The organism is Pedobacter sp. GSP4 (assembly GCF_051857575.1).
In the GTDB taxonomy this organism is placed as follows: domain Bacteria; phylum Bacteroidota; class Bacteroidia; order Sphingobacteriales; family Sphingobacteriaceae; genus Pedobacter.
Genome location: NZ_JBPZIR010000006.1, coordinates 122,229 through 144,303, shown reverse-complemented (window position 1 = coordinate 144,303; position 22,075 = coordinate 122,229). Strand labels below are relative to the sequence as shown.

Genomic DNA, 22,075 nt, shown 5'->3' with positions numbered 1-22,075 from the left:
GGACAAAGCCAGCGAAGCATTTTCGCATAGATTTGCCAAACTTTATCAGAAGGGAACTGTTAGATAAGAAAAGAACTCTCGGGGATATGACAGCAGATAAGAAAGAACAGGCAATTGCCTTATTGAAACAGGCTTTGGAAACCATTCAGGACCGGGCTTACGCAGAGATAGCTGAAATACCCACTGAAGGGCAGGATGATTTTCAGGTCAAATACAGTTTTCTGCACGACCATTTGGAGGGCATTTTCACCGTAGTCGGAAAACTAGCCCCTCGGCAAAGCGGAGGCGCGCCAGACCGTTTTAGCTTATCGGACGAATTTGACCAGGATTCGAGCCAACATAACTTGATAGCAGCGCAAAAAAAGGTTAACCAAGATCTCTTAAGCGCCGAAGCTTATCTGAACGCACAAATCAGCGGGCAAGAAGTGAATATCAGCAGCAACTGATTACTGGAAAAGCCCCTGCTCAGCAGCGAGGATACGGATAATTCCCCGCTGTAATCGAAGGCCTACCCTAAACTCATTCCCGGCTACAAATCCACTTAGCGCCTAGTTATCAGGGAGAAAAAACTGGCAGATAAGGCAGAGATAGCACTGCTAAGCGTTGGCAAAACTGATCTCTGGTTTAACCCCCAACCATAACGCCCTGAAGCGTAACACAAGCGCTGAATGTTAACCGGCATAAGCGCCAAGGCCGATATAACCTTGTTTAATACTCCACATACTTTCCGAAAATAAAGGGCCAAGCAGGGGCTTATCACAAAAATTATTTAATTGCTGAGATAACCCTAAGCAACTTCCTGCCAATAGAACTGCGCTTAAAAAACCTGATCACTCAACTACCCTTCCCCATTCCAACAGGCAAAATACATCAATCTTCTCCAAGGGGACCTAGCACCCTAAAAACACTTCAACAAAAACCATTCATATAGTCTGCTATCCCATTTATTTACCTTCCTGGCTGGCCATATGGAACTCCCCATCATTGCCCGCGATATGGAAAAAATACTTCTCGGCCCCTGACCAAATAAGCCTGACCGGCCAAATTCACAGACCTCAAGCTAATAAGGAGCCATACTCTCAACGCACCGCATTACCTCAAGCGAAGATGATGATAAAAATCCGCCTGTATTTCCCAGGCGCTGCGAAAGAAATAAAAAAAACAAAAATCTTCTGCAGATCAAAACAATCATAACTTTACCCTTGTTACAACCCATAGTTGTATCAATGTAATATAGCTATTGAACAGCCACACCAAACGAAACAACAAAACATATATGGACATTTCCCTGCTTATCAATTACTTTAACAAGATCTCTCCCCTTACAGAAGAAATGGAACAGGCCATAAGGTCCAAGGTCCGCAAGCTACAGTACAAAAGGGATGACCTCATACCTAACAATCCCTATCCTGAACTCCTGTTTGTTATCGAAGGTTTACTAATAGGCTACGTGGACGTAGATGAGCTCGGGATTGCCTCCTGGCTGGCTCAAGAGGGAGAACTGACTTTGACCAGCCAGATCCCGCTCGGCAGGGAATCTGGACCTGAAAGGATTGTAGCAATAGAGGATACTCACGCGCTTGCCATCCCGGCAGACCTCTTCGAAGGCCTTTCCGGAAATCGTATTCAAAGCCAGCGTTTCGAAAGGGCGCTCTGGAAACATTTTTTAAGCACCGCCCGCCAGCGATCGCTACTTGTGAGCCTTCACTCGGCTAGACGCAGGCTGGAAATATTTAGGCTTAATCAACCCGGACTTGAAAAACGTGTACCCGATGAAGCTTTAGCAAGCTACCTGGGGATTACAGTACACTTGTTACGGCGTGCGCAGCAAGGAACGGCGGCCTGATCAACTATATGGCTATATTTCATGCTATTGGAAATTATGAACTATTCCATGGAATCCGCTCATCGGGGCGGATTCCATGGATTTTCTTTAACCGATGGCACTATTCGTAAATTTGGCCCCTAAATCTGACCAAGCCTCCACAAGTTAAGCTCATCTCTATAGCGCATTCCTATACGCTTATTACCGGCTATCAGCCATTGCCAAAGCTAAAGGCAGCCAGCCTTCTAAAGAAACATTTACAACTAAATAAACAAATTAAATGAACATCCTATTGAACATTAATTAAGTATTTTATGTAAAATTATTATTCTAATTTTTTTTATAAAATTAGGCCAACCTTCTATAAAAGAGGAACAATAATTAATTTATTTTCAACTAATTGATAGCTATAAATAGATCAATAGATTTATAAAATCAACATAAAAAACTGTTTTACAAACTAATAAACAATTGACATCTAAAATTATCAGACAGGATTATAGGATCCTACCATTCATCTTTAACGCGCTTATTATTCATTATTGATCAACCTCTCGATGTCCTCATATTTATAATACATCAGCCCTCCTATTTTTGAATAAGGGAGTATTCCATTTCTTCTAAATGCATTAAGCGTGCCTGCGGAAATGGAGAGCATTGCCCTAACCTCATAGCTCTTTAACCATTCCTTTTTAACCGGTTTTTTTAACTCAAGGTAACGCACTCTTCTGATCTCCTCAAAGATTTCTTTTTTAAGGTTCTCAATATCTTCCTTAGTTACAATCTCAGTAATATTCATCTCTAATTCAATTAATAATTATCTCTTATGATTATCTATATAAGCATTTATATAAAGTATTCCTTCATTTAGTCTGATCTTCAATTATGGGCGTTTTAGTGCTCCAGCTCCTCTGGCAACATACTCCCAATTACCTATTCTCTAAGGGAGATCTGCCGCCAATTACCGGGATAAGCCCTTCTGCATCTCTATTTTTTTTTAGAAAATAACACATCTATCTCCCGCATATTAACGCTTAAAGGGATCCCAAACACTTTATAGGTAACCAGCTAAAAAAAAATCACTCATCTGCCGATCTCTCCCGCTCTGTCTTCGAAAATATCCTCTTTTTCGCTACTACTATACCCAATCTGATGAAAAGAACTTATCTGATCCGCGTTATAAATAATTACTGTATAAGGGGCCAAACTTTCCCACTCAAGCAGGCAGGACTCCCAATCCACCCCTATACCCGAAGGGTAATAATCCCATCCTTGCCAAGCTGATTCCAGCGTCATCAGCCCATCGTACCCAAGCGCTTTAGTAAGGTGTTCCTTCTCATTTCCCACCAAATCAAAACTGCTAGCTAATATATCGGCGGCGTTTCTGAAGCTTCTGAGCTGATCATCTTTACAAAAATTAAGGTAACTTTTAGAAACTCCAGCGCGCTCCAAGATATCCCGGACGCTGGATGCGTCCAGGACACTAGTAGCATCTAATATTTTAGTGCTGCCTTTTAATTTGATATTATAAAGCTTCGGATCCAGTGAAGGCCATAGCTCTTCTTCGGAATTGAGTCTTTTTTTGATGTAATCGAGATGAGCAAACAACATTGAAGCGTCTTTGCTAACGCTTGTGTAAAATCCATTACCCAGCGTATAGGCATTCCATCCCACTCCAGTATTGGACTGGACTACTATCTTATCGCCAACAATACCTGTGGTTCCATGATAGAGCTTAAGGCCTGAAGGATTTTCCAGAGCCTTAATGCTCTTTTCTGATGTAGCCCTCATCATCACTAGCTTTCGAAGAGGTAATAGGATAATTCGCGGTGAGCATCTCCACTTTGATTTTTTCCTTTCCTGCCTTTGGATTAACTGAAACGCGCTGCTCGATAGACCAGTTATTCCAACCATATTCTTTGGTATATTTTGCCAGCAAGGGAGAAGGGTAAGAAGACAGTAGGAACTTTCCCTTAATTCTGCTCAATAGAAATAGCAGCGCCTCGTAGTCGCTCTCGGAATACCCGTCATAATGACCGCAATTAGAATTATAATATGGCGGATCGCAATAAAAGAAGCTCTCCTGCGTATCACGGCTTCCGATAATATAAAGCGCATCAGCACACTCGATCTGGCAATTCTGAAGGCGAATGGCCATCTCTTCAACAAAATTTTCTTTTTTTGATTGGATTTTTTTGCTGGTGGTATTAGATTTTTTATCGTAACCCCAATTGCTATCCAGCTGAGAAGAAAAACTCTGTGAGGAAGTAAGCCATATGGCCCAGGCACGCTTTATCTCCGAGAACATATCCGGATTATTATAAATAACAGAAGCCTTTCTATGGAGGTCGCGGCTGTGCAAACTTATCCGGATTTCTTTTTCCAGGGAGACAAAATCCTCTTTAGCCACGCGATAGAAATTGATAAGCTCCTTATTGGTATCATTGATAACCTCAACCTTTGATGGCAACTTAGCGAAGAATACGGCAGCACCGCCAATGAAAGGCTCACAATAAAGGGTATGTTCGGGTATTAGCGATACGATTTTACGGGCAAGTTTCTGCTTCCCACCGTAATAAGTTATAGGTGTTTTTATCTGGATCATAAAGATTGAGCTGATTTAAATCACCTGGTCGATATTAAAATCCACCAGCTGATTTTCGATGTAAAGGGTAATGCGGCATTTGATATCAGGAGTGCCCATGCTATGGATTTTAAAGCGCTGACCATTACATGCTGCATAGGGCGAATTTTTTGCAACACTCAGAACGGCATATCCGCCCAATCTCAAGCGGTCTATCTTTTGAAATAGCTTACGCATAGCGCTAACGGCTTATCTGCTCACCTGTATCCCTTTCCTTATCTTGCCTCCAGGCATCTGAAGACTGCTCCAGGGGCGGCTCGCCTGAGAACGTTTTCTCCTCTCTCCTAGCTGATCTATCGGGGAATATTTCATTCTCTCTGATTGGCACCATTTTCTCTGAATAAACCTCTAAAGCCTTCATCTGTGGATTTGCAACAACGAAAACCGGCACAATCCGCTCATCCACTTTCATGGCCAAAAGCGGCATATTTCCTAATTCCAGCTGTTTTACCGCCGTATCTTTCTCCCTTGCACTTAAATTTTTGAAAGGATATTGATCCAATGTCTGGGCAAGATTAAAATTGTACTCCGGATAAAAGCGCCTCAATGGATGATTTCCATATGCATCCTGAATTTCCTGATCAAGTTTGAACCACACTTTAACCTTCTGGGATGCTGCTTCCCCATTGTTTGATTTCTGGCCAATCTCTTTAAGCAAAGCATTACCAGAAAGCAGTTTATAGGCCTGCTGTCCTGTCATCCGATGATCCCGTTCCAGATCAAAGGTATGCTGCCGCCTGGCCTGCTCGCCATATTTCATCATCGTGACTGTATAGTCATTTAGAAAATAGGTATCATTTTCCTTAGCCCGATTGAAATTGAGCTGATAATGAACATGATCCGCTGCCACACCTGATCCATCGCTAAGCTCAGGGCGACTGAAACGCTTTGAGATGCCCAGCGAGAATTTGGGAATCTCTTTTCTTATCGCCGATTCCATCACTTCGTTCAATTTTGTACCAAAGCCCAGATAATCCAGGCTCTTTTTTAAATACTCGAGATTTTGCTCGTTCATAAATTATGTTTTAAAAATAAATTAGAATAGACTTAAGCTCGCTAGCAGGAGCTGGAGGATCAAAGCCGTTTTCCTTTGCGATAAACTCAGCAGCAGCCAATGCGAACTCTTCGATCCCCTTATACGCTCCGCTCTCCAAAAGCCGGGACTGAAAAAAATAAGAATAATACCCCGTCCCACTTACCGGACAAGGGGCGGCGCGGAACTCAATATGGCTGATCAGGGGATCGATCTGCTCAGGCTCTCTTTTCTCCTGCGAATAAAACCTATAACAAACCTGCACTGGAGCCCCGAAAGCAATGATCTCAAAGGAGCAATTCTGTTTAAAAACCTCTGGGATCATGGTCTTTATTTATCTGGATATTTCTCCAGAGGCACCTTCTGAGCTCATTCGATACCACTCGTCCAACGCGCGGAACTCGGCACGTTTTTCTTCTGTTATCTCCTGGGCCTCCATCATATGCGATTCAAAACCGGTAGAAAAGAAATGAACACTTGGGTGTTTTCCAGGATTTATCTGACGGATATCCTCTAGTAACAAGTCTTTCGGCTCATCCATATCAAAGCGTAATAACAGCTTATCTGTGTCGGAGATAATCCCAAGCGGCTCAATTGCTGTATGCATAACCTCTAAGCCGCTGTGGAGCTCTACCGGCCGGCCAAATCTAAAATCATGCTTCTGGTCCGAGTCCAACTCTTCGCCGTTAATCATAAAAGGGACCTGGACTTTTTGCGGATCATATGAGATAAACTCTTTGGTTTCGCTATCATACTCAACGACAGATTTCACTTTTGAACCATCCTCCTGCTCTGTCTCTATGAGCTTGGGGGCAATACCCCGGCTAAAAAATAGCCCAGCCTCTTCCATTGGGATACGACCATACTGGGGTTCTTTGTATATGGGATGTATTTTTAAAACAACCCTATCGCTATCCTCTCTGCTCAGGGAAAGCTTAGCATCGAGGCTGTCAATACTCGCAGTTCCACTCTTAATCCCGTAAAATTTCATCATCGCTGTTCTTCTGCCACTAAGTAATGCCATAAGATCACTGGCAGAGAGCTTTTCCTCTGGATTTCCATTTAGGCCCAGGCTAGCCAAATCTGCCAAGGGCAGCTCAGCTAATTCAAATGCTGTTTTCATGTTATCACTGTAAAAATTATCTGATTATTTTCTCGGCTGCTATCCCACCACTGCATCTGGTACCGGCTTCCCTGTCGCATCCTCTCTGGCTGGAATTATTTTCCGACAGAAAAAAAAGATATTTCAAGGGATCGATGTAGATCTGATTAAAGCAGATGCTAAAATGGAGATGCTCTCCAGTAGCCCTTCCGCTATCGCCCGTAACCCCTATAAACTCTCCCGCCTTCACTTCTTTGCCCATCTGGACCATGATGCTTGAGAGATGCCCATAGATGCTTTCTAGCTCACCATGGACAATTCTTACAAAATTCCCTAGTATCGGGTGATAGCCACAGGCGGAGACCTTGCCTGGTAAAATGGCAAATACCGGCTCTGATCTCGCCTGCAAGTCTACCCCCTTATGGAAGTCCAGCTTTCCTGTCACCGGATGCAATCTGCTACCAAAAGCTGAGCTGAGCTTAAGGACGCGAAGCGGCAGGGCATAGGTATTCTGAGCTGAGGCTATTCTAGCGGCAATAAACACGAGGGCTGATACCAGAATTACCCTACCTATCAAAGTAAAAGGAATTGTAGATAGTAGGATCACGCTTGGTATCTGCTATTGAGATATCCATCGTCAGCTTTTCTTCTAACGATATAAGGCTATACTCCATCAGCTCTGGAGAACCTTTAGCCATCTCTATGGCATTAGCCATTCGCTTCAGATCGCCGCTGTATAAATCCATGCTCATCACAAGCAGGGATTTATAGGTATCAGGTTCCATTTGCTTGTGATTATTCATCGCAATCTCCCATAACTTGCTGTGGTCTTTTAATACCATCAGCGCATCCGAGGAATACACCCCCAGCTTTGATGTTCCAAATCCGACAGCTATGCTATCGCTTTTAAGGTCTGCCCCTACAATAACTCCGACGTGTCCCTGCCTGGAAACAGGATCTGAAGTCAGCTCCGGATTTACCAGAACCAGACTCCCTGTTAAATTCTGCATATTAGATTGATTTAAATTGAACAATAGCTTATTTAGCCCTCTGGGCTTTCATTGAGGCTTTATCCTGTTTTGGAATCTGAGGGATAGATTCTTTTGAAGCGGCTACAATTTTCGCCACCTCACTATTAATTCGGTTGAAATTTGACCTCAGCACCTCTTCTTTTTTCCCTTTGAAATCGTAATACAGCGGCATTATCTGATAGTTCTCTTCCTCGAGCCTGATAGCTTTCATATTCAGGTCGACCTTGCCATTCACTGCCGAAGTCTGAAACTCTCCCGAAAAATCTGAGGTAGCATCCGATGCCAGCATTCCAACCATTTCGCCCGCTTTGAGCGATGCTATTTTTCCAGCTGGAATAAGCGGTTCCAATCTCTCAGAAAAGGAAACCGATGTCTTCGCCCGATCAATGGAAAGGCTCTCGGACTCTTGCTTCACTTTTCCAAAAAGCCTCTCCAGCCACTCTAGGGTTTCCTTATTTCTAACCGAACCTGACAATACATTCCCCACAACTGCTGTAATGGTACTAGCAGTATCTTTTCCATATTGCTGCTGAAACTGGGGCAATTCCTGAAGTCCCATGAGCACGGCGACTTTGTTACTTCTAGCCGTAGCAATAAGATTTTCTATACGATGAACAAAAAGCGTTGGCAGCTCATCTATGATTAGCGCTGAAGGTAAATTACCTTTAGCATTCAGCAACCTAGTGAGCCGATTAAGCACCAGGGAATAACAGGCCGAATTGATATTCTGCGTATTGGGATCGTTCGCCAACACCAAAATAGATGGGCTCTGGGGAGAAGAAATTTTAAGATTGAAATCATCCCCAGAGAAAACCCAATACGTTTCTTTCGTGGCCAGCCGCGACATAAAGATTTTAAGCGTACCGATCTGGCCTTCAAGCTGATTATATGCCTGGGCTTTATAGGCTGTCATAAACGGCGAAAGCAGGGAAGCCAGTTCCGCATTTTTAGTCAGCGTCCCAAATATCTCCTCATAAGAACAGTTAAGGAAAGACATAATATGCGGGAATGTTGAGTATTTCCCATTCTCAAAGCATGCAAAGAAATAGATACATGATGCCAGGAAGTTTACCGCACTCTGGGTAAAAAACTGGTCGCTACCACCGGATTTATCTCCCTTTTTAAGCGCTTCGACCAGGCCTTCGGCTGTCTCTGAAGCATCGGCCAATGTCCTGATGTAATCTGAACGCAACACATTAATGCGCCTACTCTTCTCAACCTCTGTTAAATTGACCACATGAAAGCCATATCCAGAGCATTTACCTCTCTGTTTTGCCAGCAGATAGTGATAATAGGCCACTTTGGCCAAATCCGGGTTCTTAAAATCATAAAGACAAATGCAAAACTCTTTTGCAATAAGCTGCCTGATAAAGGGCATGACCACGCCAAAGGATTTTCCCGAACCTGGCGTTCCAATCAGCATCGTCCCTCTAAATATATTCTCTAGGTTAATAAAGCCGCGATGGACCTTTTTTCGGTAATAAAAAAGCATCGGTATACTCACCGTGTATTTTCCAACTACTGGCCTGCGGGGCTGCATAAAAGACTCACCCTCTACATTCCAGATATCCTTCCCCAGTTTTGCGCTAATGATTTTTGATATGTTATCCAGCGATATATGAAGCAGGATTGTGCCCAGCAGAAGCAGCGCCATATACGCTATCTCGTAACCATTAAGCTGAAAACAGATTATTTCATCGCTTTTCCCATAGCTCCATAATCCACAGATGAGACAAACTAACCCAGCTGCCATGGGATAAACTATGGCATTTTTCGGATCCAGGTTTCTATTCTTTTTGGCTAATGTGCCTACAGAAGTAAGCAAAATGAGTATCAGGGTGAAACAGCGGCTGTAAAGGGGATGCTGGTAGATGATGATTTTCCGCATTTTCAGCAGAAACTTAGCAAGTCCATAGCGATCCAAAGTGTGCATCTGCTGTAGTTTATCTAAATAGATAAACAAAAGTATATCGAATGCCAGGGAAAGATATATAGCAAACTGTAGGAAGCGGTGAAGGCTTTGCTGTTCCTTTGATTCTTCCATTATTTTAAAATTTAGGGCATAAAAAAACCACCGCTATGGGTGGTTCTTACTATTTCAAAAGTTTAACACAAGGCTATATTAGCATTAATCATTTTTATGAATAATTGATCCCGATCGAGCCAACAGAAAAAAAAATGAGTTTTCAAAAACCATCGTTAAAAAGTATCAGCATTTAACACATCGCCATATCTGATAGATAGCGTAATATTACGACCTGAAAGCTGCTTTTCTGTTAGCGATATATTAAGCAGCTTGTTCTCGGGAAATGTAGCCTTTTTAAGCGCGTATATATTTCGGAACCTACTTTTGAACCGCTCGAAGGGGTATAACTGAAACAAAGGTTGGATTTCTGTGGACTGAACATTGGTAGCCTTGTTGATCTTTTTATCCTCGATCTTAAACCTGAGCTCATCCACATCATAAGGGATATTTGTCCTGTTATTAAAACTGATATCCAAAAACACTTCATCCCCTACTGTGTAAATCCGATTAAGCCTGATCCCGATTCCATAATCATCTGATTGCCTGATACAAGCAGCGCATCTCTCTTTAAGCATTGCCAGCGCATTTGCCTTTCTCTCATTTGTTGAAAGCCCAACAGCGGAAATATCCAAAGGTTTCATATACTCCGGTTGAATATCGATCTGTGAAGAGATAAATTCGGTCTTTTCAGGCGGAAGATAGCAGAGCCTGTATTGGGCAATAAATTTTTCCCCGACAATGGTAACAGTTCCCCCATCCTTTGAATTTGCAATCTTTTCCAGAGAATCTGCAAGCACCTGTAATCTCAATACATTTTTTATAGGTAGATCCCCTTTTATCGCATGGCTGGACAGATCAACATACTGTATAGGCTCAGGAGAGATAAAATGTAGCGAAACTGATTTAGATATTCCAATTACCGGAAGATCCGCAACTTGGGTAGCTCCTGGGTATTGCGCTTTCACTAAAAATGCCTGAAGCATCAATAGCATTAAAAAATATTTTTTCATGTTTAATAACTGTTCTGTTTTTCTTTGAGCTGATCGGGATCGATCAACATCACCTGGGTATTATATTTGATTTTAGCTTTGTTTGATCTGATCAGCTTTCCAACTGCAGCAGTAGTAGACTGGAACATTTTTTGGAGCATGCCCATCACCAGCTGATTGTTATTTTCAGCCATTTGCTGAAACGTTACGCCTTGTGAGGAATTTGCACCAAGATCTTTGGTAAACTCTCTAAATGCTGAGGCCGGCACATAAAGTCCGCGCAATCCGTCATGATCGTATAAATCAAGCTTTACCGGTATAAGCTCGCCTCCGCTCATTATAGAAGTTACACTGAGCAATACCCGTTGCCCTGAAAAGCCGTTGATAAGCGCATATAGATAGGTACCCTTTTTAATCAGGAACTTGCCGGCCAACAGATCATCGAGCAATCTGATACGAAGTCTGGAACCGGAAAAGCCTGTAATATCCTGATCGACTACGGCCGATAAAAACCTATTATCCTCATCTGCCCTAATAGTATTAAAACCTGTAGAGAAACCAGCTCTCACTACACTGACTTTTTTCTGCCCTTTGAGCTCCCTCTCGGCCTCTGTAGCTCTATTCTCTTCTTCCCGACGCTGACGTATCTCAGGATCGTTGGCTTTTCCAATACTATCGACTAATGCCATCTGAGCCCTGAATAGCTGCATGGGATCCGCCTGTCTAGCTGGCGGAGCGGGGACCGGCGGGATAACAGATCTATTGATTTTAGAAAGCGCTTCTGCCAGAGCCCTATCCTGACTGGTACCTTTATTATCGTATCGGCCTGCATTAAAACTGGGAATCTCTCTAGATGAGCCTGACGGGTATCCTGTCCCTTTTCCATATTTTGCCTTCATAACCTGGTCTATGGAATCCAGCATTCGCTTCTCTCGCTCGTTATAAGCGCTTGAGGCCATTCCTACCTTAAGCTCTTCATCCGCTATACTTCCCACTGCAGTATATCCGTCGCTTTTTTTATATTCCTGCCTATATGCATCGAGTTTATCTGCAAGCTCTTTTGTTCTCACCTGGCCGGAAACATCGGCAAGGGAAACCTGCAAGGAATCCTTGCCGGCCGCTTTTGGCTTTTCCTTACCATAGCTACTCTTATAGACATAAAAGAATACAAAGAGAAACGGCATTATAATCAAGGGTATCATATACCTTGGTTTTTTGAAATCTATTTTCATTTCTATTTATTTTAATGACTACGCATTGACTCCACTTCTTTCATAATCCGTCTAAAAGCCACACTATCTGCTGCGCCTAATGTATCTTTCTTTAAAATCGCTTCCAGCTCCTGCTGCAGGCTAAGCATTTTCTGTAAGTTGCCAATAGATAGCCCCACATTTACGCCAGCCCCTGTCAATGGCTTTAAAACTGATTTAGCTTTACTCTTCTCTGATCTTACCCTTAAAACCGTAAAACAGAGTATTAGCGAAGCAGCTAGTAATACCACCATTGACGCAAATACCACTTTTGGATTCCGGCTAAAAAAGAAAACTAAACCTGAAGAGATTTTAATATACTGGCGGGAGAATTCCTTTCTGATCTCAGAGAGGATATTCGGTCTCGTGATCTTATAACGCATTTTTTTCTCTTGTCTCCAGATCCTCATTTTCCAATGTCTTCCATCTTGTTATCAGCACCGCATGAGGATTATTATCCGATCTAGCCTCCAGATCTTTTAAATAACCCTCTGTAACCAGCGAGCGAATGACGGTGGAACTTCTCCTATCTATTTTCTGCCGGCCATAATACCTGAAGTATTTCCTGGGCTCATCTAAAAAAATAGAATCCATCTGTATGCTAAGCACCGCTGAACTGGAAAGGATGCTATTAAAAAATCCCTTTTCCCTCAGGTTATTATACTGCGCAGCCCCGCTTTCATCCACCAGGTACATCGCTTGCTTCATCTGGTACTCGATATATTTATCATCTGGCGTGAGCGAAAAGAACAGCGAATGGAAACGGGCGATATCTGACCGGTATTCTGCAGCCCTATTCACCCTCACGTCTGCCCTATTGGCAAGCAATGGTAGATTTCCAGCTCCAAGGACATAAATACTTTTTCGAGCATCCGCTACCTGCAGATAGGAAAAATAAGCACTGACCGCTGTAATGGCGAGGGAAAGAATAAAGCTGCCAAGCGAGAGGTATGTTGCCAGCCGTATTTTTGATTCAATCGATTTGATTATCATAGCCTATCCTCCTCCCAATACACTAGCTGCCATTCTACCCATATTCGACGCGTTTCTTCCCATCGAGGAAGCCGCTGAACTCACTCCTGAAGTTGACACGATCCAGGTAGATATACTAGGAACGGTAAGCATGGTAAGCGCCCCGATAATAAAAGTAACAATCACCATTCCAAAGGAAAGCACTCCATTGGATGCAAACCAACTGAGTTTCTCTAGACTAGGCCCCGAAGTTCCTACCAGCTCCTGATACCGCGTAATCTCAGCCTCCAGCGCGTAGTGCTGAAATAGCGAGGCTACATACATCACCAGATAAGCAATACCCGAGTAGAGATTCACTGAAGTGAACCTCGCAATCCAAGTAGTGAAAGAATCGCGAAATGCCGGCAAAATACTTACAGCCACAGAAAAAGGTCCCAGAATGATAAGAATGGTAGAAAAAATGATCTGCACAATAAAAATGATATAAACACAAATCCGGAGCAGCCAGATTGCAAGCGTCTCAATAATGGAAGTTGCCAGCAGCTGCAGCCCCACCTGAAGGCGGTTTCGCATCTCGACTATCGGATTCCAGACTTCTGAAAAACCATCTTTGACCGAGGATTTTACCGATTCCCATGCTTTCTCATACCAGGTATCAGCTTCAGCTTTTGCTGTCTCTGTTTCTGCCTGCACGGTAAGCAACTGATCAGCTACTTCGACCATCAGCTTTGCCCGCTGTAAGCGCAGATCATTGACCTCGGTCTGGCTGCCATCGAACATGGCCTCCGTTTTTGCTGCTACCACATCTGTAGGATATGCTACCACTCTGGTAAATATGCCCCACCAGAGAATAACCATTGTAAGGGCAAATGGCCTAAGCAAAGGCATAACTTCCAGCTTTTTATCCCCGGAAATCATCTCATAGGATTTTATAGCAAAGAATATCAGCATAAATATTGCAGCCAAGGCCTGGGCATCGGCAATAAAGGAATCATAATGCGTCCATATCGTATTCTTCATTTCTTTGAGGAAATGCATCATCCCTTCCTCATACACTCCATTGCCTTGCAGGAAATTGAAGGTGTCTTTGAAAGAATCAGGGACGGAAACAGGAGCGGCCTGAAGGATAATCCCCAGGCCGCTGGTAACATTGTTTATCATTGAGTTATAGTTTTGATTTTTTTAAGATCTCATCTGCTATCGAGATATCGCTCTTATGCCCTGGACTTTTTGTAATTGGCTCTGCCCTATCTTTTACCTGCTGAGATTTATTTCTCATAGAAAGATACAAACGGACTTTTTTCTTTTTATCCTCCCAAAGTGCAGACAGTTTGCGGAATTCCAGCAGCATGCGATGATAGGCCAAAATCCGACTCCCCCGATCCACGTTTGTAGCCCTGGCTATATTCACCCGCTCGCAAAGTGCCTTTTTTTCGGTGTTATACCACTCGAGCATCCCTGTCTTGGTCATATAATCCTTCTCCTCTATAGAAAGGCCAAGCAGCGGATCCTCCTCCTGCGCATCGGCCAATGGCTGGAATTCTTTTTTATAGTAAAGCAGCCACAAGGGGTCAACATCTGTAAAATAATAGGAATGCTGCGTACCTTCAGCGTATGTGGTATTGTAAACCGTATCTGACTGGAGCTTATATGCTTCTTCTGCAGACTGCATCGCTGCTACCAATCCCAATCTCTGCATCTGAGGCCCTACTGGGCCTAATGGGCGCAAATCTGTTTTTGGATAATTGGGATGCAGTGCCCAGGTAAGCCAATACTCTGGATTAAGTCCTAGAAAACCGCTAGTGGGGGTAAACTTAGACCGGTCCCACTGCTTAAATACCATTCGCTCCTGCTGATTGGTAATATGTCTGTCGCGTAGAGTAGGCAAATGAATCACAAAATTTAATTATGAAAAAAGTTGGTATTTTATTAGGGCTGTGCCTGGGTCTATCGGCAGCTTCGTTTGCGCAAACTCCAAAATTCTCTAAAAGAGATCAGGCTGAGATCCAAAAGGTTCTTGGTAAAGATTTTACTGCTGTATTGGGTAAAGATGGTCAACTAGCTGTTGTTACGCCTAACAAGGTAGCTGATTTAAAATCTACCTCTAGAGGAGGTTTTACTGGCCAACCAGGTATGGCTGCAAATGCGATCTTGGCTGCTTATGAGAAAGCTTGGGTTTACAAACAATCTGGTGCTGTTTTAAAATCTAAATTGGGTGAGGAGCGTTTCAACCAGTTGAAGACTATTCTCACCGCTAAAGGTTTACAGATGTAATCTCCCGTTGGGTTTGAATCTTGGGCCTATGCGCGTGTGCATAGGCCTTTTTTGATTGTTGCTGGTTTTCATTTTTCGCTTTTTCATTTAGGCTCTTTGTATTATGACTTTAACTTATCGCTCTCTGTTTTCTTTTTTCAGGGAGAATATCTTTTATAAAGTGGATTACCATTTTTCTCATTCTCAGCTGGAAGTTTTCAGGATTCTGATTGCTGTTTTCTGCATGGTGAATTTTTCAACTATTTTATTGGATTATGATGTATTCCTAGCGCCTAATGGCCTGGTAGGCTGGGAAGTTTCCAATGCCAATTCTTTCTGGTTTGAACTTCATCCGCAGAAAATTGCAGATTTACTAGGTGTTTTGCCTGAACGGGTTATGATAGCGGTTTGTGTGGTTTATCTGAGTGCTTTGGGATTTCTGCTTTTTGGGGTGTTTGCAAATATTGCTGCTTTGGTTTCTCTTGTTTGCTTTACGCTGATTACAGCTGTCATTACTCCTTATGCTTATGGCGTGGACGTATATCAGTCGGTGTGTTTGTTCTTTCTTTGTTTCTTTCCAATTGGTTATAGCTATGCTGTGCGAGAGAAAAAGAAGAAAGATAATCTTGCTGTTTTGCAGGCACTGAGTGTGCGGTTACTGCAACTTTATCTGATTATAACTTATTTGTCAGCGGGTTTTGAAAAGGCGGTAATGAGCGGCTGGTGGAATGGAAAATTCATTTTCTTTTTGGTGAATGATCCTACGATTGTAAGCTCTTCGCTGATTCCTAAGAGTGCCCCCCTATTTCTTTATCTTTTTTTTGGTGTGGTGGTGGTGCTTTCAGAATCGCTTTATTTTGTGCTGATCTGGTTAAAAGCTACCCGGCTTTGGATCTTTCTTGCGGTGGTATCTATGCATGTTTTTATTGCGCTTTTCATGGATCTGATGTTCTTTGGGATCCTGCTTACGATTTTAAATATCTGCTGCTGGTATCCGGCTATTGTTTCTGATCTTAAAACTATTCGTGTATGATTTCCAGGTATAAATTATTTCTTCGGGTTATTGTGGTGATCATGTTTCTCTCTATTTTGAAGGTAAATGAATGGGTAGAAAAACATACCTCTTCTTATGCTATGATTGTTGGACAGTCTTTTGTCTTTAGGATTACCAGGCTGAACTGGCAGTATGGTTTTTTCACGAGTAAACGTAATGATTATCAGTTTATCAAAAGTGATATTGCGCTTGTGGATGACCTGGATTCTGCGCGGAGTGTTGTGGTTGCTCGGTCTGGGGGACTAGATACGCTGGTACATGGGATCAATGCAGTGCGGGTGAATACGGCTATTCAGCAGATCGTTAGGGATTCTCTTTATCTGGAGGCCGGGTCTCGTGCTATGTCCCTGTATTTGTTTCAGCAGCATCCTGATTTTCGGAATATTAATTTTTCTATTCAGGCTTATAATAAAAAGATTAGGTTAGATGGGAATAGGTATCGGTTGGTTTCGAAGACGGATACTCTTTTCAATAGGCGGATAAGCTATTAGATTTTTTGGTTACCTAGCCGCTGATTTAGCGGCTTTTTTGTTTTTGCAGGCTTTTGTTTTCGCTTGTTGCCAGTGTTTTTGATTTGTGCTTTCCAAATATAATTTTCTTTTCTGGTTGATTTCAGTTTATTCGGCTGAAGTTGTCTGGCTGCTTTGCTGTTGGAGTTAAAGTTTTGATTTTTGCCACTGGTACTCTTGATTAGATCAAGGCAGCCTCTATTAGTCAGGGCTGATTTCTTCATCAATAGGGAAAGGCGGATGCCGGTTCCTATTTGTTTTTAAGCGGGCCTGGCTTTGTGGCTTTCTCTCTGCATCTGACGGCCAGGCCTCGCTTTTTTCCGATAATTAAATCTTCCAGCTTATTGTGCTTTACTTGTATTCCCTATCACCGATAAGCTCTTTTTTGTACTTTATTAAACGACACCTCTCGTTCTATACGTTCAGAGGGAAAGGAATGACTTAGCAAAAAATCCGGCAGCCAAATTCGCGTACAGTTTGGAGCGAAACGGACTGTACAGTTTTAGTGAAATACGCAGCAAGCACTGCGATATGTCAGCAACAGGATTAATAATGTTTTTAATGAATCGCACATGCAAAAGGCGAATTCGTTCGAACAGCTTGAAGTCAACTATGGAGAGTTCAATAAATAGATCGAAATTGCCACCTGGTTCCAGGTTCGCCTCAGGTCAATCGAGGACATCGTTTCAGGAAGGATTATCATGCGGCTATTGCGATATTCAATCATAAAGGTTTAAGGGAAATCGTTCAGAGAAACTTTTCCAAGTCCGATTATATTGACAATGTACTCAAATAGATACCCACAAACTAGCAGGCTATGCGAGTAGTTAAAAACATGTTGCCGAAGGAACTACTTAACGTGTAGTTTCTCTATCGGTCAGCACAACTGACGAATCTTCTTGATGGGATATTAACCTAATCTGGTCTAAATGTCTTTTGACCTTAGGTAAAGAAATTGTAAATTAGAGCTTTTAAGAGTATAAAAAATTAGAAACATTTAATTAACGCTCATGGGATTATTTGATGGAAAAAAGGAAAAACAGCTTGAATATCTTGAGGAAGAACGAAAAAAGCTTTGGAGCAGAATAATCAATCTGGAAAATGCCAACAAAGCATTGCAGAAGGAAATTCAAAAAAAAGCCAGTGATTCAGAAAAAGAAGCTGCCCAAAGCTCCAGAAAGGCAGCGGAATTTAAGAACAAAGCAGAGCAGCGCCTTGAAGAAGCTGGGACTATTGTTTCCGAAATCAAAAAACATTTAAATTCTGCTGAAAACACTGTTACCAATATTGCTTCGAGTAAAGTTGATGTGGAGAAAAACCAAACCGAAATACTTGAAATAAAGAACCAGCTGAAAGAAACAGAAGCTGAATATCAGGCAAGCCTTGAAGAACTAGATAACAGAATCGCCAAGTTTGACGGCTTCCTTGAAAAATATCCGGACCTTGAAAATCAACTTGAAGATGCAGATGAAAACCTGAGTAAGATATTGGACATTGTCGAAAAATCTAGTGTCAGCCTTAACGCCCTTAATAAACGAAAAAAGGATATTGACGACATGCATCGGGAAATTTTCGGCTACAGTCAAACTGATGCAGAGGGCAACATAACAAAAGTAGAAGGCTTAAAGGACGAACTTTCAGAAGCATATGAAAAGTTATCACTTGAGATAACCGAATCGCAGGAGAAAGTCGAACAGATTAATGTAGATTATAAAACTAAATTTGAAAATTTCGAAAAAGGTCACGACGAAAAATATAAAGCAATAACTGAGGAGATTACAGCCTTACTTCCCAACGCATTAACAGCCGGTCTCAGTGCCGCATTCTCAAAAAAGAAAGAAGAAGAGGTTAGTTCGTCCCACACTCTTCAAAAACGATTTAATTTAGGAATCTATTTGTTAATTGGCGTCAGTTTTCTTCCATTCATACTTAATGGCATTTTTCTTTATCAGGGAATAGGTCTCCAGGAGGCGATAAACAGGTTACCCAGGCTTGTCCTTGCGATTATCCCGATGTATATACCTGTCCTATGGTTCACCTATTCAGCTAATAAAAAACTCAACCTTTCCAAAAGACTGATAGAGGAATATGCACACAAGGAAGTATTGAGTAAAACTTATGAGGGATTGTCTAAGCAAATCAACGGTATCACGGGCGAGGGACAATCGGACGAACTTAAATTTAGGTTGTTATCGAATTTCTTGCAGGTCTCTTCCGAGAATCCAGGCAAACTTATATCTAACTATGAGGCTTCTGATCATCCGATTATGGAAGCCCTTGAACAAAGTTATAAATTCCAAATTGCGATCGATCGCCTGGAAGGCATACCAGGCTTAGGAAAAGTCGCCGCTATATTAGAATCTAAAGCCAAAAAGAAAATAGAGAATAAACAGCAGGTGATTGAAAAAGCTTTGGTTACAGAAACACAAGACGACGAGGAAGAAGATACTTAAATGGTAAAAAAGACGCACTCTATCTACCATGGAAACCAGTCATCCATAAGTAATCAAATGCAGACAACTCATCATTGAACAGTATCAATATGATTATATCGAACGGATTTTGAAAGGACTCGGTTAAAAATTCCTGAAACACTTGGCTCCTGATTAAAATCCTTTTTACTTCATCAACATTTCTGCACCCTATTCGCCAACCAAGTATAATACGTAAACTGAAGCTGAACATTCACAAATTTATAGCGGCTAATTACGATGGTCATCAGAACGAGCGCGTGAGCGGGTGCAGCGGCATCCTTTTGGCACAAAAGATACAGTGCAAAACGCGCCCCTTTAGGGGCACGCCCAAAAAATTAAAATAAAACCTACTTGAAATAGAAACTTAACTGGCAAAAGGACCAACAATACTATTTCAAACAAAAATATTTGCAATCCAGCCCAGTAGCGAACAAAAAAGGGCAAACAAAAATAGCGCAGTCTACCGTGTCACCGGCATGGGTAACATAATAGCTGCCGTTTCTTTGGCAGAAAGCTGAAAGGGCTGAAAAGGACAGTAAAAAAAGCAGGATGTATTTCATGGGAAGCGTTTGTGCCAATAATATAGGAAATCACGAGATTTAAATAGCGGCAGTTGTCGGGCTGGACGGCAACCCTTTCCGACATTGGCCACTCGGCTACAAATAGGGAAAAGACAACATGAGATGGCACTATCCGTTATACCTATAGCAATGTCCAACTGCAATCCACAACATCCCCTCACGGGTAGAAGCAAGAAAGCACCTTTCGGGCGAAACGATTAAGCAACTAAAGTATGGTGGGAAAACAGCAGCAAATTGCACTCCCCCCTCCACTTGCAGCACTATCCTCTGCCAACCCACAACATCCCGTCTCGGGAAAAAGTAAAAAGAAAATGTGCCTGGTGAGGCTGCCCGATTGTGGATTGAAGAAACTGGACGCCGGGTACGATAGTGTGATTGTATTCCTGCTCTGTCTCCTGTTTCGATAGCTGTCTAATTTCATTCCACTTCAACACCAAATCCATTAAATCAACGCCTAATTTAACGATTGTCGAAATGGCACCTGCAATAGCAGCAACGGTAAGAAAAAATGTGATGTAAACCATATTTGGTTGGATTTTAAATTGGCCTGAATTGGTCAACCGCTCCCAATAAGACAAATTTACGGAGAATTTTGGGCGAATTTCGAAAGGGGTTACCTTTCGGACGGAACAAACAGGCCGCGAACATGTAGCGCCAAATTCTTGAACCAATCCTAGGGACAGCATACCAAATATTTCGGTAACAGTTAGCTGGCTTACAAGCCCATAAATAATCTACAATCAACAGATAATGAGCTAAAAAGAAATTAAAAAACTCGAACAAAATACTAAAAATATTAGTATTTTGAAAAAGTAATTTGTACCTTTGATTAATGAAACTGTAGCACACTGCTCAAAATATTGATACCCTAAATTTTTCACCAAATTAACCGCGCTCATGAAAAACATCATTCCATACAATCATTATAGACTTACCCCCTATTTTCAACCGGTAGAACGCAAACAACTTCAAGTGGTCTGTTCTGAGGTTATTCCCGGCCTTACCTACTATCCCAATTTTATTTCTATAGCAGAAGAGCATGAACTTTTGACGATAATCAACGCCCAAGAATGGCTTGGAGACCTTAAGAGAAGGGTACAACACTATGGTTGGAAATACGACTACCGAGCCAGATCGCTTGATAAATCCATGCGCCTAGGCCCTTTACCCCTCTGGATAAAAAAAATTGCCCTACGCCTGAAAGAATGCGGCATGGTCGATGAAATCCCGGATCAGGTTATTGTCAATGAATACAGACCTGGTCAGGGTATTGGCAACCACGTGGACTGTGAACCCTGTTTTGGAGACACAATAATATCACTCAGTCTCTCTTCAACCAGTGTAATGAATTTTGTCAACCTGGAATCCAAATCAAAAGTTGAGGCTGTTCTGGAAGCACGCAGTGCTATTTGTGTTAAGGGTGAGGCCAGGTACAAATGGTCGCATGGAATTCCTGGCCGCTTAGCTGACGATATTTATGGTGTAAGGGTCAATAGAGGATTGAGGGTTTCAATGACTTTTCGAAAGGTAATTGTCTGATAGCTGGTCGATATTCAGGATAAACTCTTCAGCACAGTGAACGACTTTGCGCTATCAGAAGACTGGACAATAAATAGTAAAGCCGGACTTTTCAGGTCAAAAAACGCTATCTCAATACAACTTTCCTAAAGGTCATAGATAAGCGTACAGTTCTTTTGATGTACTGGTTGTTGATCGTATCCGCAAGTCTCGAAGGAATTCCATGCGACCATTTGTACCTGGATTCATCCTTGATGACCACAGCACTTCTGGGTTCAAGCACCAGTTCAATCTTTTCTTTGCTTTCCAGATTAATAAGGTTCATAATACATGCTGATCCAAGGCTTAAAGAAACGATTGAATTTCCAAAACAGGGTTCGCAGTCCACGTGGTTAGCGATGCCCTGTCCAGGCTTATACTCGTTTATAATGACCTGGTCGGCTAAATCTGTTGTGAGTTTGCGATCATACAGCCGGGCTGCAATGTTCGATGCCCACACCGGAAGCTGTCCGAGATACATTGAATAATCAATATTGCGCGCCCTGTAATCATATTTCCACCCGAAATGTTGGACCCTCCGCTTCAGGTCAGTCAGCCACTCATTCTGGTTGATATTCAAAAGAAGTTCGTTTTCTTCCTGCTGGCTAATGAAATCCGGAATATAGGTAAGCCCAGGAACCCTTATTGTGGGACCAGGATTACCCTGTCCAAAATTGTCCGGAGCCGGGTTAAACAAATCAAATGAATGCGTCATATATCTACTGCCTTTGCACTATCACAATTATGCGGCCGAAAATAGCCATTATCTAAAAAT

General features: G+C 42.3%; 25 protein-coding genes. 7 read left to right on the top strand and 18 right to left on the bottom strand.

Going from position 1 to position 22,075, the window contains the following annotated elements:
• The first annotated feature begins 86 nt into the window (after positions 1-86).
• On the top strand, positions 87-446 hold the full coding sequence (locus ACS5PU_RS16685; protein ID WP_439460291.1) for a hypothetical protein: 360 nt from the start codon (positions 87-89) through the stop codon (positions 444-446).
• A gap of 830 nt (positions 447-1,276) precedes the next feature.
• Positions 1,277-1,846, top strand: coding sequence for a Crp/Fnr family transcriptional regulator (locus ACS5PU_RS16680; RefSeq protein ID WP_439460290.1), 570 nt, complete (start codon positions 1,277-1,279; stop codon positions 1,844-1,846).
• 511 nt (positions 1,847-2,357) lie between these two features.
• Here the strand turns inward: ACS5PU_RS16680 and ACS5PU_RS16675 are convergent.
• From ACS5PU_RS16675 to ACS5PU_RS16600, 16 genes are all read right to left on the bottom strand, one after another.
• On the bottom strand, positions 2,358-2,624 hold the full coding sequence (locus ACS5PU_RS16675) for a helix-turn-helix domain-containing protein (RefSeq protein ID WP_439460289.1): 267 nt from the start codon (positions 2,622-2,624) through the stop codon (positions 2,358-2,360).
• Between the two features lie 284 nt (positions 2,625-2,908).
• Entirely contained in the window at positions 2,909-3,619 is a 711-nt protein-coding gene (locus tag ACS5PU_RS16670) for a hypothetical protein (RefSeq protein ID WP_439460288.1), read from the bottom strand.
• Positions 3,588-4,430, bottom strand: coding sequence for a DNA adenine methylase (locus ACS5PU_RS16665; protein ID WP_439460287.1), 843 nt, complete (start codon positions 4,428-4,430; stop codon positions 3,588-3,590). Before ACS5PU_RS16665 ends, ACS5PU_RS16670 begins: the two co-directional genes overlap by 32 nt.
• 15 nt (positions 4,431-4,445) lie before the next feature.
• The gene (locus ACS5PU_RS16660) at positions 4,446-4,646 is read right to left on the bottom strand and encodes a hypothetical protein (protein WP_439460286.1); all 201 of its coding nucleotides are present in this window, start codon (positions 4,644-4,646) and stop codon (positions 4,446-4,448) included.
• Positions 4,647-4,650: 4 nt separating this feature from the next.
• Positions 4,651-5,484 carry a hypothetical protein gene (locus ACS5PU_RS16655; RefSeq protein ID WP_439460285.1) on the bottom strand — a complete coding sequence of 278 codons (834 nt, stop codon included), beginning with the start codon at positions 5,482-5,484 and terminating at the stop codon, positions 4,651-4,653.
• Between the two features lie 10 nt (positions 5,485-5,494).
• Positions 5,495-5,827 (bottom strand): hypothetical protein, encoded by a 333-nt coding sequence (locus ACS5PU_RS16650; RefSeq protein WP_439460284.1) that lies wholly within the window; start codon positions 5,825-5,827, stop codon positions 5,495-5,497.
• 9 nt (positions 5,828-5,836) lie between these two features.
• Positions 5,837-6,625, bottom strand: coding sequence for a DUF4099 domain-containing protein (locus ACS5PU_RS16645; protein WP_439460283.1), 789 nt, complete (start codon positions 6,623-6,625; stop codon positions 5,837-5,839).
• A gap of 16 nt (positions 6,626-6,641) precedes the next feature.
• Complete coding sequence (locus ACS5PU_RS16640) at positions 6,642-7,181, bottom strand: M23 family metallopeptidase (RefSeq protein WP_439460282.1); 540 nt, start codon at positions 7,179-7,181, stop codon at positions 6,642-6,644.
• Positions 7,171-7,614 carry a hypothetical protein gene (locus ACS5PU_RS16635; protein ID WP_439460281.1) on the bottom strand — a complete coding sequence of 148 codons (444 nt, stop codon included), beginning with the start codon at positions 7,612-7,614 and terminating at the stop codon, positions 7,171-7,173. The genes ACS5PU_RS16640 and ACS5PU_RS16635 overlap by 11 nt, the downstream gene beginning before the upstream one ends.
• Before the next feature lie 28 nt (positions 7,615-7,642).
• A complete protein-coding gene (locus tag ACS5PU_RS16630) occupies positions 7,643-9,679 on the bottom strand; it encodes a type IV secretory system conjugative DNA transfer family protein (RefSeq protein ID WP_439460280.1) in 2,037 nt (678 codons plus the stop codon).
• 155 nt (positions 9,680-9,834) lie between these two features.
• On the bottom strand, positions 9,835-10,671 hold the full coding sequence (traN, locus tag ACS5PU_RS16625; protein ID WP_439460279.1) for a conjugative transposon protein TraN: 837 nt from the start codon (positions 10,669-10,671) through the stop codon (positions 9,835-9,837).
• A 2-nt stretch (positions 10,672-10,673) separates the two neighbouring features.
• Positions 10,674-11,882, bottom strand: a complete 1,209-nt coding sequence (gene traM, locus ACS5PU_RS16620; RefSeq protein ID WP_439460278.1) for a conjugative transposon protein TraM — start codon at positions 11,880-11,882, stop codon at positions 10,674-10,676.
• Positions 11,883-11,893: 11 nt separating this feature from the next.
• Positions 11,894-12,283, bottom strand: a complete 390-nt coding sequence (locus tag ACS5PU_RS16615; RefSeq protein WP_439460277.1) for a hypothetical protein — start codon at positions 12,281-12,283, stop codon at positions 11,894-11,896.
• On the bottom strand, positions 12,273-12,893 hold the full coding sequence (gene traK / locus ACS5PU_RS16610) for a conjugative transposon protein TraK (RefSeq protein WP_439460276.1): 621 nt from the start codon (positions 12,891-12,893) through the stop codon (positions 12,273-12,275). The genes ACS5PU_RS16615 and traK overlap by 11 nt, the downstream gene beginning before the upstream one ends.
• A gap of 3 nt (positions 12,894-12,896) precedes the next feature.
• Entirely contained in the window at positions 12,897-14,033 is a 1,137-nt protein-coding gene (locus ACS5PU_RS16605) for a plasmid transfer protein (protein WP_439460275.1), read from the bottom strand.
• A gap of 4 nt (positions 14,034-14,037) precedes the next feature.
• Positions 14,038-14,760, bottom strand: coding sequence for a hypothetical protein (locus ACS5PU_RS16600; protein ID WP_439460274.1), 723 nt, complete (start codon positions 14,758-14,760; stop codon positions 14,038-14,040).
• Positions 14,761-14,780: 20 nt separating this feature from the next.
• On the opposite strand from ACS5PU_RS16600, the gene ACS5PU_RS16595 reads away from it, so the two are divergent.
• The 3 genes from ACS5PU_RS16595 to ACS5PU_RS16585 all read left to right on the top strand — a co-directional run bounded on the left by ACS5PU_RS16595 (position 14,781) and on the right by ACS5PU_RS16585 (position 16,670).
• Positions 14,781-15,146: a hypothetical protein gene (locus ACS5PU_RS16595; RefSeq protein ID WP_439460273.1), complete on the top strand. Its 366-nt coding sequence runs from the start codon at positions 14,781-14,783 to the stop codon at positions 15,144-15,146.
• Positions 15,147-15,249: 103 nt separating this feature from the next.
• Entirely contained in the window at positions 15,250-16,158 is a 909-nt protein-coding gene (locus tag ACS5PU_RS16590) for a hypothetical protein (RefSeq protein WP_439460272.1), read from the top strand.
• Positions 16,155-16,670 carry a hypothetical protein gene (locus ACS5PU_RS16585; RefSeq protein WP_439460271.1) on the top strand — a complete coding sequence of 172 codons (516 nt, stop codon included), beginning with the start codon at positions 16,155-16,157 and terminating at the stop codon, positions 16,668-16,670. The genes ACS5PU_RS16590 and ACS5PU_RS16585 overlap by 4 nt, the downstream gene beginning before the upstream one ends.
• Here ACS5PU_RS16585 and ACS5PU_RS16580 read toward each other — a convergent pair.
• Positions 16,667-16,912, bottom strand: coding sequence for a hypothetical protein (locus ACS5PU_RS16580; RefSeq protein WP_439460270.1), 246 nt, complete (start codon positions 16,910-16,912; stop codon positions 16,667-16,669). The two genes, ACS5PU_RS16585 and ACS5PU_RS16580, sit on opposite strands and share 4 nt — an antisense overlap.
• 786 nt (positions 16,913-17,698) lie before the next feature.
• Between ACS5PU_RS16580 and ACS5PU_RS16575 the strand changes: the two genes are divergently transcribed.
• Both ACS5PU_RS16575 and ACS5PU_RS16570 read left to right on the top strand, forming a co-directional pair.
• Positions 17,699-19,141: a hypothetical protein gene (locus ACS5PU_RS16575; RefSeq protein WP_439460269.1), complete on the top strand. Its 1,443-nt coding sequence runs from the start codon at positions 17,699-17,701 to the stop codon at positions 19,139-19,141.
• Positions 19,142-20,640: 1,499 nt separating this feature from the next.
• Complete coding sequence (locus ACS5PU_RS16570; protein ID WP_439460268.1) at positions 20,641-21,282, top strand: alpha-ketoglutarate-dependent dioxygenase AlkB; 642 nt, start codon at positions 20,641-20,643, stop codon at positions 21,280-21,282.
• 106 nt (positions 21,283-21,388) lie between these two features.
• Here ACS5PU_RS16570 and ACS5PU_RS16565 read toward each other — a convergent pair whose 3' ends face one another.
• Entirely contained in the window at positions 21,389-22,015 is a 627-nt protein-coding gene (locus ACS5PU_RS16565) for an alpha-ketoglutarate-dependent dioxygenase AlkB (RefSeq protein WP_439460267.1), read from the bottom strand.
• Between the last annotated feature and the right edge of the window lie 60 nt (positions 22,016-22,075).